We start from the raw sequence: 14,121 nt of genomic DNA on the forward strand, positions 1-14,121 counted from the left end.
CATATGCACAAATGCAAAGAATGGAGGACTATTATGAAAAAATGTGTAATTACAGTTGTAGGAAAGGATACTGTTGGTATCATAGCAAAGGTGTGTACATATCTTGCTAAGACAGAAATTAATATTCTTGATATTTCACAGACTATCGTATCAGGTTATTTTAATATGATGATGATAGTTGATTTATCAAATTCCAATACAGGCTTTGATGAAGTTGTAACAGCACTTGAGAATCTTGGCAAGGAAATTGGTGTTGTAATTAAATGTCAGAGAGAAGAAATCTTTGATATGATGCACAGAATTTAATTAACTATTATTAAGTATACGCCATTGGCGATGCGGAAATGAGGAGAAAAATGATTAACATATATGAAGTTACTGAAACCAACAAAATGGTTGAGAAGGAAAATCTTGATGTAAGAACAATTACACTTGGTATCAATCTTCTTGACTGTGCAAGCGAGAATCTTGATGAAGTAAATGAAAAAATATATAAAAAAATCACAACTCTTGCTAAAGACCTTGTAAAGACAGGAGAGGATATTTCAAGGGAAATAGGTATTCCAATAGTTAATAAAAGAATTTCTATAACACCTATTTCATTAGTTGGTGCCTCATGCTGTAAAACACCTGACGATTATGTAACTATTGCAAAGACACTTGATAAGGCTGCCCATGAAGTCGGAGTTAATTTCATAGGTGGTTATTCTGCTGTTGTATCAAAGGGTATGACAAAGAGCGACGAACTGCTTATCCGTTCAATTCCTAAAGCACTTGCATCTACGGAACTTATATGCAGCTCAGTAAATGTCGGCTCTACAAAGACGGGTATTAATATGGATGCTGTAAGACTTATGGGCGAAATAGTTAAAGAGACTGCCGCATTAACGAAAGATGCAGACTCTCTTGGCTGTGCAAAGCTTGTTGTATTATGTAATGCTCCAGATGATAATCCATTTATGGCAGGAGCTTTTCACGGAGTTACAGAAGATGATGCTATTATCAATGTAGGTGTCAGTGGTCCGGGTGTTGTTAAGTATGCGCTTGAAAGTGTAAGAGGAGAAAGCTTTGAAGTACTCTGCGAAACTATCAAGAAGACAGCATTTAAGATAACAAGAGTAGGACAGCTTGTTGCTCAGGAAGCTTCTAGACGACTTGGCATACCATTTGGTATAATTGATCTTTCACTTGCCCCAACACCGGCAATTGGTGATTCTGTTGCAGAAATTCTTGAAGAAATCGGACTTGAGAGAGCCGGTGCTCCGGGAACAACAGCAGCACTTGCACTTCTTAACGATCAGGTTAAGAAAGGCGGCGTAATGGCTTCATCATATGTAGGCGGACTTAGTGGTGCATTTATTCCGGTAAGTGAAGATCAGGGAATGATTGATGCAGTTAATGCGGGTTCACTTACTATTGAAAAGCTTGAAGCTATGACATGTGTATGTTCTGTAGGTCTTGATATGATTGCTATACCAGGAGATACAAAGGCATCTACAATATCTGGTATCATTGCAGATGAAGCAGCTATCGGTATGGTAAACCAGAAGACAACAGCCGTAAGAGTAATACCTGTTGTTGGAAAAGGTGTTGGCGAAACTGTAGAATTCGGCGGACTTTTAGGCTATGCTCCTATTATGCCGGTTAATACATTTGACTGCTCAGCATTTGTAAACAGACCAGGAAGAATACCTGCGCCTATACATAGTTTTAAGAATTAATTACACATTTTAGAATTAATATATTGCTGTAAGTTATATGACAACATAAGTTATATGGTGGTTAATATATATAACGAAGTGACATATATATTGAAATAACTTACATAGTAAAAATCCCCCCGGAGCAAAAGCTTCAGAGGCATTTTTATGTGTTGGATATATTCGCTGTGTTTAATATTAATTATAATTTATGTTATGATATAATATGACTACTTCGTAGTCACTTGGAAGTTTCTTCGAAACTTCGGATGCGTGGAAAAGCAACGCAGGGCATATGATATAATATGACTACTTCGTAGTCACTTGGAAGTTTCTTCGAAACTTCGGATGCGTGGAAAAGCAACGCAGGGCATATGATATAATATGACTACTTCGTAGTCACTTAGAAGTTTCTTCGAAACTTCGGATGCGTGGAAAAGCAACGCAGAGCACATAATATTTATGGAATTTATTCATAGAATTAAAATACAAGGGGATTTATATATGAAAGCAGTAGGACTTGTAACAGAATACAACCCATTTCATAATGGACATTTATATCATCTTAATAAAGCAATGGAGCTTACAGGGGCGGATATAAGCGTTGCTGTTATGAGCGGGGATTTTGTACAGCGTGGAGAACCGGCTGTTATTGATAAATATACGCGTGCTTCTATGGCACTTAACAGCGGAGTTAATCTTGTCGTTGAACTACCTGTTAATTATGCTGTGTCTAGTGCTGAGAACTTTGCCGCTGGTGCTTTAAAGGTTCTTGATTATATAAAAGCTGACAGTATTGCTTTTGGGAGTGAGAGCGGGGATATAGAAAGGCTTTCTAAGCTTGCACACGTTTTGTGCGATAATGAAGATACGCTATATAAGGAAATATCTAAATACACTGCCAATGGAATATCCTACGCCGCTGCAAGACAGAAGGTTGTGGAGAAGCTGACGGATAAAGATACTGCGGCAATGCTTACAAGTTCTAATAATATACTTGCGGTTGAATATCTGAAAGCTGTTATAAAAAATAATTATGCTATTAAGCCTTATACCGTACAAAGACAGGGGGATAGTTATAATGATACAGATATAAGAAGTGAGTATGCAAGTGCGACGGCATTGAGAGAAAATCTTAAAAATGGAATGAAAAAATGTATAGATAGTGATTGCGTAGCTGGTGACACTATAGATACTATAACGAAAGATGATAATGATATAAATAATGAAAAAAATAATAATATTAATATTATTAATATATCGGAATATATACCTGTAAAAGCGGGGTTAATATTATCCTCAAATACGAATTATATATATCCTGATGACATAACAGAAGCGTTATTTACCAGACTTTTAGATATACTTTTTGCGAGTAGTTATGATAAAAATGTATTTATAGAAAATGTTATGCAGTATCCAGATGTAAACAAGGAGATTGCTGGCAGATTATATAAGTCCGCTATGGATATGATAACAAGAACAGTACAACAGAGGTCAGAAAGTGAAGATAATGGGGCGTTTTCATTTGGAAGCCTGTGCGAACATATAAAGACAAAAGAAGTGCCGCTTTCCAGAATAAAAAGAGCACTTGTAAGGATAACGCTAGGGCTTGATAAAAAACACATGAAAAAATATTCCAATGCACCATATATAAGAGTGCTTGGATTTGATAAAAAGGGGCAGGAGTATCTTTCATATATAAGAAAAACTGTGGAAGTCCCACTTATAACAAAGACCGCTGACTATAAGGAAATGCTGCTTGATGATATACACGCGGCTAATATTTATAATATGATTGTTGCTGGAAAATATGGAGTTAAAGAACTGGGGGATTTTGTGAGGGGACCTGTCAGGGTATGATAAAAAGTGTGAGTTAAATAAGAGGAAACATATACAATTCAACTGTTGGAAAATAGTATGCTGTTGGCACAGGTTATATATTCAGGGAGTGTTAGGTATGTATTTAATATCAGCGTATTTTGATGAAAATACTAATAAAATATTGAAACATCTGCAACAAAGAATTGCCGATAAAACAGGCAATGATTTTATGATAAGGAATAATGTTATGCCTCATCTTACAATCAGCGCAATTGAGGCAAGGAATGTTGATGTGTTAATTCCAGCATTTGAAAAGGTATGCAGGGAAAAGTTACAGCCTTTAGATGAAAAAGGCGTTGTAAATATAAATAATACGATAAATATAGTATCGGTCGGACAGCTTTTTCCTCGCGTGATATATGCCGCACCTGTACTTAACGAGTATATGATGAATCTTTCAATATCAATATATAATGAATTTGCAACAATTCCAGAAACTAATATAAGCAAATTTTATCAGCCATATTCGTGGATGCCGCATATTACACTTGGCAAATGTCTTGATAAGGAGCAGATGAGACAGGCATTTGCTGTATTACAGGATTTATTTATGCCTATAGATGGTTGGATTGCTAAAATAGGATTGTCTACGGTCAATCCATATAGAGAAGTGATGAGTGTAGCGTTGTAGATATATTCACAGATTTAACTGTGTGGTTTGGAATTAAAAAGGTTATAGATACCATAAATGATAATGCAGCAGCTTAAATAACATTGGATTATAGACATAATTCAGTAAAATTGCTTAACATTTAGAACAATCCTCACCTTGTCTTACGCAAAAAAAGGTATATAATGAGGGCAAAAGTAGCGGTAACATAATGGTAAACATAATGTGCCGAAATTCATATTTTAAGGAGGAGTCAGTAATCATGGCATTTATTGACACAATTTACGCTAGAGCAAAAGCAGATAAGAAGACTATCGTTTTACCAGAATCTATGGATAAGAGAACATTCGCAGCTGCTGAGAAGATTTTAAAGGAAGGTATCGCTAATCTTATAATCATCGGTACACCAGAAGAAATCGCTGAGAACAGCAAGGGATATGATATTACAGGTGCTGCAATCGTAGATCCATTCAATGATCCTAATAAGCAGAAATATATCGACAAGTTCGTTGAATTAAGAGCTAAGAAGGGTGTTACACCTGAGATGGCTAAGGAACAGATGGAGAAGGATTATATGTACTATGCATGCCTTATGTGTAAGTGCGGTGATGCTGATGGTGCAGTTTCAGGTGCCTGCCATTCAACAGGTAACACAATCCGTCCAGCTCTTCAGTTATTAAAGACTAAGCCAGGTATCAGCAGTGTATCAGGTTTCTTCCTTATGGAGGTTCCTAACTGTGAATTAGGCGAGAATGGATTATTCGTATTCGCTGACTGTGCTGTTAACCCAGATCTTGATTCAGAGAAGCTTGCAGAAGTTGCAGCATTATCTGCAGATTCATTCAAGAGCTTTGTTGGTGCAGAACCTAAAGTTGCTATGCTTTCATTCTCTTCATACGGAAGTGCTAAGCACGAAAGAGTAACTATGGTAGCTGATGCAGTTAAGATTGCTAACGAAAAGTACCCAGACATTGCTGTTGATGGTGAACTTCAGTTAGATGCTGCTTTAGTTCCAGAAGTTGCAGCACTTAAGGCTCCTAACAGCAAGGTTGCTGGTAAGGCTAACACATTAGTATTCCCTTCACTTGAAGCTGGTAACATTGGTTACAAGTTAGTTCAGAGACTTGCTAAGGCTGGCGCTTATGGTCCAGTTCTTCAGGGTCTTTCAATGCCAGTTAACGATCTTTCAAGAGGATGCTTCGCAGAAGATATCGTTGGTGTTGTAGCTATGACAGCAGTTCAGGCTCAGGATGCTGCTAAATAATTGTGTACATACATTTTGATGATATGATTGCTACGCGGCAGTCAGGTACATCATTTATAATAATATGAGGGACGAATTATTTGCCCCTCATATTGTTTGTATAACTAACATAGACTGATTATTTAATATGATATTTTTATTTTGAATATAGTGCTATCGGTGAACCGATAAAGAAAGTATTGTTAAATGATTTATATTATATTAAATGATTATATAACTTATATTTAATTTTATAGGAGATTAATAAGAATGAATATTTTAGTATTAAACTGCGGAAGCTCATCACTTAAGTATCAGTTAATCAATATGGAAGATGAGAGCGTTATCGCAAAGGGTCTCGTAGAAAGAATCGGTATTGATGGTTCTATCCTTACACATAAGCCAACAGGAAAGGATAAGTATGTTGTTGAAACACCTATGAAGGATCACAACATTGCTGTTAAGCTTGTACTTGATGCTCTTATGGATGCAGAACACGGTGTGATCAAGTCTACAGACGAAATTGCTGCTGTAGGTCACAGAGTACTTCATGCAGGTGAGAAGTATATCGAGTCTTGTCTTGTAACAGAAGATGTTAAGAAGGTAGTAAGAGAGTGCTTCGATTTAGGACCTCTTCATAACCCAGCTAACCTTATCGGTATTGAAGCTGTTGAAGCTGCTATGCCTGGTAAGCCAAATGTAGCTGTATGGGATACAGCATTTGGTGGAACAATGGAGCCAAAGGCTTATCTTTACGCTATTCCTCGTGAATATTATGAAAAGTATGGTGTAAGAAGATATGGTTTCCACGGAACAAGCCACAGCTTTGTATCAAAGGAAACAATCAAGTTTGCTGACCTTGACCCTAAGACAGCTAAGGTTATCGTATGCCACCTTGGTAATGGTGCTTCAATCTCAGCTTCTATCGGTGGCAAGTGTGTAGATACATCTATGGGTCTTACTCCACTTGAAGGTCTTATTATGGGTACTCGTTCAGGTGATCTTGATCCAGCTATTATCGAATACCTTTGCAACCATGAGAATCTTACAGTAAGCGAAATGCTTAATATTCTTAACAAGAAGTCAGGTGTACTTGGTATGTCAGGTGGTATTTCTTCTGACTTCAGAGATCTTAACGCAGCAGCTAACGAAGGCAATGAAGTAGCTAAGGTTACACTTGAAGCTTATGCTTACAGAGTAGCTAAGTACATCGGTTCTTATACAGCAGCTATGAATGGTGTTGATGCTATCACATTTACAGCTGGTGTTGGTGAAAATGCAGCTTGGTTAAGACCAATGGTATGCAAGTATCTTGGCTTCCTTGGTGTTGAACTTGATGAAGCAGCTTCTGAGAAGGCTTGCGGTGTTGAAGGCATCATCTCTACACCAGAATCAAAGGTTAAGCTTTGCGTAATTCCTACAAATGAAGAACTTGCTATTGCAAGAGAAACATTAGCACTTGTAAAGTAATTAATGACATGTGTTAATTGATTGAATATATCATAATTGGATATATCGTATGGTTGAATATTTTATAATTGAATATATTATGAATAAATATATCGTGCGGTTTGATATATCGTGATTAAATATATTAAATTAGTTATTGACAAACCAATATCAGGTGCGTATAATAGACCAAGTGTGGTAAGCGTTATGCTTATTTACTATATATAGTATGAATTGGAGACAATTATGCTAATTGATTTAAGAGAGCTTTTATCCGGTTCACAGGATGAGAAGAGTTATAAAGCAGATATTGAGATGAATACATTTAATACAGGTTCTTCTGATTATGATATAATTGATAAGCCTGCGGTTGATGTTATCATTAAGAAGCTAGGTAAGAATAAGCTTTCTATTAAGGCTGATTCTTATGTTACCCTTAGTATTCCTTGTGACAGATGCTTAGAGCCAGTTGATACACGCGTTGACTATACGGTTGATGAGATTGTTGACTTTAATGATAACGCATCCGAGGAAGAAGCAAAAGAAGAAAAAGACTATATTGATGGATACGACCTCGACGTGGACAAGTTAGTTTTCGGCGAAATACTGATATCCATGCCGGGAAAGACCTTATGTAAGGAGGACTGCAAAGGAATTTGTCTGATTTGCGGTGCGAATCTGAACAAAGGAGAGTGCGGTTGTGACAGGGATATCCTGGATCCAAGAATGTCTGTTTTCAAAGATATTTTAAAGAATTTTAAGGAGGTGTAACCGAATGTCAATTTGTCCTAAGAATAAATCTTCAAAGGCTAGAAGAGATAAGAGAAGAGCTAATTGGAAGATGAGCGCTCCTAATCTCGTAAAGTGCAGCAAGTGTGGTGCATTAATGATGCCTCATAGAGTATGTAAGTCTTGTGGCTCATACAACAAGAAAGAAATCGTTACTGTAGATTAATTTCTATAGAGTAACTTATTTAATGAGTCTGTCCTTTAGAGGGCAGGCTCATTTTTTATGCCTTTCGTGTACGTTTCTAATAAATGAAAGTTTCTAATCTGCCTGGATGGTGGGACGGATACGGCTAAGACCAAAGGTGTTCCTGTTCATAGATATATTCTTTTTGGATCCTTATTAAGAATATAGGTGAAATACATTTTTAGCATATGCTTTCTTTTAAGCTTTGCTTGCATAAATAGCATTTTAGTAGTATATTTAAAAGGCATAATTTATATAAGGAATGGTATATTTATGATAAAAGTTGCACTTGATGCTATGGGTGGAGATAATGCCCCTGGCGAGATTGTTAAAGGTGCGGTAGATGCCGTAAATACAAGCAAAGAATGTTTTGTATATCTTGTTGGAAAAGAAGATGTTGTTAATAACGAACTTTCCAAATATACTTATAGCAAAGAGCAGATAGAAGTTGTTAATGCTACAGAGGTTATAGAAACAGGTGAGCCACCTGTTATGGCTATAAGACATAAGAAAGATTCATCTTTGGTTAAGGCTCTTAATATGGTTAAGAATAAAGAAGCTGATGCTTTCGTATCAGCAGGAAGTTCTGGTGCTATATTAGTTGGTGGACAGGTTATTGTTGGACGTCTTCCAGGCGTTGAAAGACCACCAATAGGTGCGATTGTTCCTACTGATAAAGGCTGTGTGCTGATAGTTGACAGTGGGGCTAATGTTGATGCCAGACCAGCTTTTCTTGTGCAGTGGGCTAAGATGGGTTCTATATATATGGAGAACTGTCTTGGGATTAAGAAGCCAAGAGTAGCGATAGTTAATGTTGGCCTTGAAGAGGAGAAAGGCAACCAGCTTGTTAAGGAGACATTTCCACTTCTTAAAGCGTGTGATGATATTAACTTTATAGGAAGCATTGAAGCAAGAGAGATACCAAGAAGCGGTGCAGATGTTATCGTGTGTGATGCATTTGTTGGTAATGTTATATTAAAGCTTTACGAGGGTCTTGCTGGTACAATTATATCTAAGATTAAGGGTGCATTTTATTCTAATCTTAAGTCAAAGATTGGAGCAATGCTTGTTAAGGACTCAATTAAGAGTACACTTAAGACTATGGATGCATCAGAGTATGGTGGAGCACCACTTATAGGTCTTAATGGTCTTGTTGTTAAGACACACGGAAGTGCCAAAGCTAAAGAGGTAAAGAATTCAATTCTTCAATGCGTGACATTTTCAAAAAGCAATATTAATGAGCAGATTGTTGAGTCACTTTCGCATATGCCGGAATTAACAGAAGAATAGATATAATATTTATAGTAGTACAAGGATGTACATTATATTTATAAAAGTAGTACAAGAACGGATATTATATTTATAATAGTAATACAAGAATAGATGTTATATTTATAATAAGAATATCAGATTTAGAATTGTGTATAACGCCTGATATATATTGATATTCATATAATTAAGATATCAGGTCAGAATGGAGGATTTATATGGAATTTCAGAAGTTACAGAGAATTATTGCAGATGTACTTAATATAAGCGAGGATAAGATTACTAAAGAATCAGCATTTGTTGATGACCTTAAGGCAGATTCTTTAGATGTATTCCAGATTATAACAGAGATTGAAGACCAGTTCGGTATTCAGATTCCAGACGATGCAATTGAGAATATTGTTACTGTAGGAGATGCAGCAACTCAGATTCAGAATGCACTTGCTAAATAATTAATATAAAGAATATTGGTGTTGATATAGCAGGGGTCTATAATATGTGTCAATAGAGCATTAATTTATAAGTGTGCATATTACACGGATAAATTAATGCTTTTTTATGTAACAGGAAATTTTGATAGAATTCCCTGTTACATATAAAGTAATCTGGCAGGATTTTATCTGACTGTATTTTCTTTTTTGAATAAATTGGACATAATTATAAGATTGACACCAGATTGGAGATTGAATGTATAATAAGAATTTATCTGAGTTAATGGATAAAATTAATTATCAGTTTAAAGATATTAATCTTTTAAAAAATGCACTTACTCACAGCTCTTATGCTAATGAGAAGACGATTAAGAAGTATAAGGATAATGAAAGACTTGAGTTCCTTGGTGATGCAGTTCTGGAACTTACATCAAGCGATTACATTTATAAGAATTACAGCAATATGAATGAGGGCCAGATGACAAGACTTCGTGCAAGTATTGTATGTGAACCTACACTTGCTATATGTGCAAGAGCTATTGGAATTGATAATTTCATAATGTTAGGTAAAGGTGAGGAATTAACAGGCGGAAGAAAGAGAGATTCTATAGTATCAGATGCCTGTGAAGCGGTAATAGGAGCAATATATCTGGATGGTGGTTTTGCTAATGCAAAAGAATTCGTTAAATCATTTATTCTTAATGATTTGGAAAGCAAGCAACTCTTTTATGATAGCAAAACTATTTTACAGGAAGTCGTACAGGCGGCACATAAGGAAGTTGTATACGAGATTATAGGAGAATCAGGACCAGAGCACGATAAAGACTTTATTGCAAGTGCGAAGGTCGATGGAATGTTCCACGTTACAGCCAAGGGTCATACCAAGAAGCACGCTGAACAGCACGCGGCATATGAGGCACTTGTGGAATTAAAGAAGCAGGGATATGAATTTCCTATAAGAAAATAGCAAAGGAATTGTATATATGTATTTAAAGAGTATAGAGGTTCAGGGTTTTAAGTCATTTGCCAATAAGATAGTATTTGACTTTCATAACGGAATTACAGGCATTGTAGGTCCTAATGGCTCTGGGAAAAGTAATGTTGCCGATGCTGTAAGATGGGTTCTTGGTGAACAAAGTGCGAAGCAGCTTCGTGGGGCGAAAATGGAAGATGTCATATTTGCAGGAACACAGAACCGTAAACCTGTTGGTTTTGCGTATGTTGCAATAACACTTGATAATAGTGACCATGCGCTTCCTGTTGAATATGATGAAGTTACGGTATCAAGAAGAGTGTACCGTTCAGGGGAAAGTGAATACAAGATTAACGGACATACCTGTCGATTAAAAGATGTAACAGAGATGTTCTATGATACGGGTATCGGTAAAGAAGGTTATTCAATTATCGGACAGGGACAGATTGATAAAATTCTTAGTGGTAAACCTGAGGAGCGCAGGGAGCTTTTTGACGAGGCGGCAGGTATTGTTAAATTTAAACGCCGTAAAGCTGCGGCTATTAAGAAGCTTGACAATGAAAGAAATAATCTTGTCCGTGTTAATGATATTTTATCAGAGCTTGAAAAGCAGGTTGGACCATTACAGGTACAGTCTGAGAAAGCCAAGGAATATCTTAATTTAAAGTCAGATTTGAAAAAATATGATGTCAACGCATTTTTATTAGAAACTGACCGTATAAGAAAAGAAATTGCTGAGCTTGATAATAAAATAGAGATTGCTGATAATGATCTGGCTGGCTCAAGAAATGAATATGATGCTACTAAGGCAGAATATGAAGAGGCTGAGAACCAGCTTAATGAGCTTAATCTTACAATCGAGCAGACTAATCAGGTATCTTCTGCATTAGAGCTTGATAACCAGAAGTTCAAGGGTGAGATTAATCTGTTTGAGGAACAGGTTAAGACATTTAACGCCAACAAGCAGCTTCATTCTGAGAGAATTAATGACATTGAGAAGGATAAGACTGCCAAGACAGCTTCGATTAATGAATTAAAGAAGCAGGCAGAGGCGATTAATACAGAGATTAATGAATATAACACAAAGCTTAATGCCATTAATGAGGAAGCTGAGGCTGTAAAGGCTGAGATAGACGGAATATCAGGACAGATAGAGAACCGTCAGACACTTATATATGATAATCTGACAGAACAGTCATCTATCAAAGCAGAGAACCAGAAGTTCATTACAATGCTTGAACAGCTTGAAATCCGTAAATCGCAGTTAAACAGCAGGATAATAACTGGAAAAAGTGATGAAACAGCACAAAGACAGGTAATAGCTTCTATTACTTCACAGTTAAAAGAATGTGATGTTAATATAAGCAGTATCAATGCTTCTATTGCAGAAGGCAATGCCAATGTAACATCTATTAAGGGTGTAATAGCTGAGAAGACACAGGAACTTGACAAGCTTACACAGAATTACCATAGAAGCAAGTCAAGACTTGAATCTTTAGTTAATATAACTGAACGATATGACGGATATGGCAACAGTATCCGTAAGATAATGGAATTAAAGGACAGTAACCCTGGTATTCTTGGTGTTATCGCAGATATTATTAAAGTAGAGAAGCAGTATGAAACTGCTATTGAAACTGCACTTGGTGGAACAATCCAGAACATAGTTACTGATAAAGAGAATACTGCTAAGGAGCTTATTAATTACCTTAAAGTAAATAAGCTTGGCCGTGCAACATTTTTACCACTCAATGCTATTCATTCAAGAAATACATTAGAGAATGATAATTGTATTAATGAAAAGGGTGTTGTAGGAGTTGCGAGCAATCTTGTAAGAGTGTCTTTTGAATATGAAGGACTTGCCAAGTATCTGCTTGGCCGTATTCTTGTAGTTGATAATATAGAAAATGCTCTGGTAATTGCAAGAAAGTATAAATATTCATTAAGAATTGTAACACTTGAAGGTGAGCAGCTTAATCCAGGCGGTTCAATGACTGGTGGTGCTTTTAAGAATTCAAGCAACCTTCTTGGACGAAGAAGAGAGATTGAAGAGCTTAAGACAGAGGTTTCAAGCATAAGCAAGACAATAACAGAAACCAAAGCTTCTATATCGGAGCTTAGAAGTGAAGTCGGTAAGAACAGGGATAATCTTGACCAGTTAAATAAACAGCAAAGAGAGATACATATTAAGAAGAATACTTTAGATGTAACTCTTAAGCAGGCTGATAACAAGTTAAAAGAGATAATTGATGGATATTCAAATGCAGTAAATGAACAGGCAGGCATAGATGCTGAAATATCAAAAGTCAACAGCAATAAACAGCAGGTAAGCGGAAGTCTTAATGTGCTTGACAGCGAGAATGAGGCTTCAAGAAAAGAGATTGAGAACCTTAATAAGCTGCTTGAAGAAAAGAAAGCGAATGAGGCGGCAGTATCACTTAAGCTTGAGAATTTAAAGATATCACATTCATCAGTTGAACAGAAAGCTGCATTTATTAATGAAAATATTCAAAGACTTTCTGATGAGATTAATAGTCTTGATAATGAAAAAGAGAGTATTAACGATAAGATAAATCAGACAGCAGAATTAATAAAGACTAAACAGCAGGAAATAACTGATGTTAAGGATAATATTGAAAAGACAGTTAAAGAGCTTGAAGCTAATAACGAGAAGCTGGCTAAGCTTAAAGCTGACAAAGAAAAGGTTACTGCAAGCCATAAGGAGTTCTTTAAGAAAAGAGAAACCCTTAATGAGCAGATTATCCTTCTTGAAAAAGAAAGTATGCGTCTTCATAACCAGCACGATAAGCTTGATGAATCTAATGATTCGCTTGTTGATTATATGTGGAATGAGTATGAGCTTACATACAGCTATGCATTGGAATTAAAGAGTGATGAATTAACTAATCTTAATGACTTAAGAAAGCAGATTAATATACTTAAAGCTTCTATTAAGAAGCTTGGTGATGTAAATGTTAATGCTATTGAAGAATATAAAGAAGTCAGTGGGCGTTATACTTTCTTAAAGACACAGCACGATGATATGATTGAGGCTGAACAGTCACTTATGAAGGTTATAACTGAACTTGATAATGGAATGAGAACACAGTTTACTGCCAAATTTGAAGAGATAAAAGTGGAATTTGATAAGGTATTCAAGGAATTATTCGGCGGCGGACGTGGTACAATTGAACTTGTGGAAGATGAAGATATACTTGAAGCAGGAATTATAATTGTATCCCAGCCACCAGGAAAGAAGCTTCAGAATATGATGCAGTTATCAGGTGGAGAAAAGGCTCTCACAGCAATAGCGTTATTATTTGCCATACAGAACTTAAAGCCATCACCATTCTGTCTTCTTGATGAAATTGAAGCTGCACTTGATGATTCTAATGTTGGAAGATATGCTAATTATCTTCATAAGCTTACAAAGCATACACAGTTTATTGTAATTACCCACAGACGTGGAACTATGGCTGCGGCAGACAGATTATATGGTATTACTATGCAGGAGAAGGGTGTATCAACTCTTGTTTCTGTAGACCTTATTGCCAATGATCTGAATGAGCCTAAAGAAAGGAAGAGTTAA

At 36.2% G+C, this 14,121-nt stretch carries 12 protein-coding genes; all 12 read left to right on the forward strand.

Going from position 1 to position 14,121, the window contains the following annotated elements; translation table 11 throughout:
* Positions 1–33: 33 nt before the first annotated feature.
* Positions 34–306, forward strand: coding sequence for an ACT domain-containing protein (locus C7390_RS00480; protein WP_022503196.1), 273 nt, complete (start codon positions 34–36; stop codon positions 304–306).
* A 50-nt stretch (positions 307–356) separates the two neighbouring features.
* Entirely contained in the window at positions 357–1,721 is a 1,365-nt protein-coding gene (locus C7390_RS00485) for a PFL family protein (RefSeq protein ID WP_022503197.1), read from the forward strand.
* Positions 1,722–2,204: 483 nt separating this feature from the next.
* On the forward strand, positions 2,205–3,563 hold the full coding sequence (locus C7390_RS00490; protein ID WP_318295440.1) for a tRNA(Met) cytidine acetate ligase: 1,359 nt from the start codon (positions 2,205–2,207) through the stop codon (positions 3,561–3,563).
* 97 nt (positions 3,564–3,660) lie between these two features.
* Positions 3,661–4,215 (forward strand): 2'-5' RNA ligase family protein, encoded by a 555-nt coding sequence (locus C7390_RS00495; protein WP_116443395.1) that lies wholly within the window; start codon positions 3,661–3,663, stop codon positions 4,213–4,215.
* A 241-nt stretch (positions 4,216–4,456) separates the two neighbouring features.
* Complete coding sequence (gene pta, locus C7390_RS00500) at positions 4,457–5,458, forward strand: phosphate acetyltransferase (protein WP_116443396.1); 1,002 nt, start codon at positions 4,457–4,459, stop codon at positions 5,456–5,458.
* A 249-nt stretch (positions 5,459–5,707) separates the two neighbouring features.
* Complete coding sequence (locus C7390_RS00505) at positions 5,708–6,907, forward strand: acetate/propionate family kinase (RefSeq protein WP_055174816.1); 1,200 nt, start codon at positions 5,708–5,710, stop codon at positions 6,905–6,907.
* Positions 6,908–7,132: 225 nt separating this feature from the next.
* Positions 7,133–7,657 (forward strand): YceD family protein, encoded by a 525-nt coding sequence (locus tag C7390_RS00510; RefSeq protein WP_022501711.1) that lies wholly within the window; start codon positions 7,133–7,135, stop codon positions 7,655–7,657.
* A 4-nt stretch (positions 7,658–7,661) separates the two neighbouring features.
* Complete coding sequence (gene rpmF / locus C7390_RS00515; protein WP_022501712.1) at positions 7,662–7,841, forward strand: 50S ribosomal protein L32; 180 nt, start codon at positions 7,662–7,664, stop codon at positions 7,839–7,841.
* A 291-nt stretch (positions 7,842–8,132) separates the two neighbouring features.
* Positions 8,133–9,149 carry a phosphate acyltransferase PlsX gene (gene plsX, locus C7390_RS00520; protein WP_055306619.1) on the forward strand — a complete coding sequence of 339 codons (1,017 nt, stop codon included), beginning with the start codon at positions 8,133–8,135 and terminating at the stop codon, positions 9,147–9,149.
* A gap of 197 nt (positions 9,150–9,346) precedes the next feature.
* Positions 9,347–9,580 (forward strand): acyl carrier protein, encoded by a 234-nt coding sequence (gene acpP / locus C7390_RS00525; protein WP_022501714.1) that lies wholly within the window; start codon positions 9,347–9,349, stop codon positions 9,578–9,580.
* Positions 9,581–9,815: 235 nt separating this feature from the next.
* Positions 9,816–10,526, forward strand: a complete 711-nt coding sequence (gene rnc / locus C7390_RS00530) for a ribonuclease III (protein ID WP_022501715.1) — start codon at positions 9,816–9,818, stop codon at positions 10,524–10,526.
* Between the two features lie 16 nt (positions 10,527–10,542).
* Positions 10,543–14,121: a chromosome segregation protein SMC gene (gene smc, locus C7390_RS00535; protein WP_116443397.1), complete on the forward strand. Its 3,579-nt coding sequence runs from the start codon at positions 10,543–10,545 to the stop codon at positions 14,119–14,121.

Origin of the sequence: Bacteroides galacturonicus (assembly GCF_003096855.1) — a bacterium.
Classification (GTDB): Bacteria; Bacillota; Clostridia; order Lachnospirales; family Lachnospiraceae; genus Lachnospira; species Lachnospira rogosae.

What these genes read in the sequence shown, in the direction of transcription:
- C7390_RS00480 (WP_022503196.1), top strand. Translation starts at nt 34, where the DNA reads ATGAAAAAATGTGTAATTACAGTTGTAGGAAAGGATACTGTTGGTATC.
- C7390_RS00485 (WP_022503197.1), top strand. Translation starts at nt 357, where the DNA reads ATGATTAACATATATGAAGTTACTGAAACCAACAAAATGGTTGAGAAG.
- C7390_RS00490 (WP_318295440.1), top strand. Translation starts at nt 2,205, where the DNA reads ATGAAAGCAGTAGGACTTGTAACAGAATACAACCCATTTCATAATGGA.
- C7390_RS00495 (WP_116443395.1), top strand. Translation starts at nt 3,661, where the DNA reads ATGTATTTAATATCAGCGTATTTTGATGAAAATACTAATAAAATATTG.
- pta (WP_116443396.1), top strand. Translation starts at nt 4,457, where the DNA reads ATGGCATTTATTGACACAATTTACGCTAGAGCAAAAGCAGATAAGAAG.
- C7390_RS00505 (WP_055174816.1), top strand. Translation starts at nt 5,708, where the DNA reads ATGAATATTTTAGTATTAAACTGCGGAAGCTCATCACTTAAGTATCAG.
- C7390_RS00510 (WP_022501711.1), top strand. Translation starts at nt 7,133, where the DNA reads ATGCTAATTGATTTAAGAGAGCTTTTATCCGGTTCACAGGATGAGAAG.
- rpmF (WP_022501712.1), top strand. Translation starts at nt 7,662, where the DNA reads ATGTCAATTTGTCCTAAGAATAAATCTTCAAAGGCTAGAAGAGATAAG.
- plsX (WP_055306619.1), top strand. Translation starts at nt 8,133, where the DNA reads ATGATAAAAGTTGCACTTGATGCTATGGGTGGAGATAATGCCCCTGGC.
- acpP (WP_022501714.1), top strand. Translation starts at nt 9,347, where the DNA reads ATGGAATTTCAGAAGTTACAGAGAATTATTGCAGATGTACTTAATATA.
- rnc (WP_022501715.1), top strand. Translation starts at nt 9,816, where the DNA reads ATGTATAATAAGAATTTATCTGAGTTAATGGATAAAATTAATTATCAG.
- smc (WP_116443397.1), top strand. Translation starts at nt 10,543, where the DNA reads ATGTATTTAAAGAGTATAGAGGTTCAGGGTTTTAAGTCATTTGCCAAT.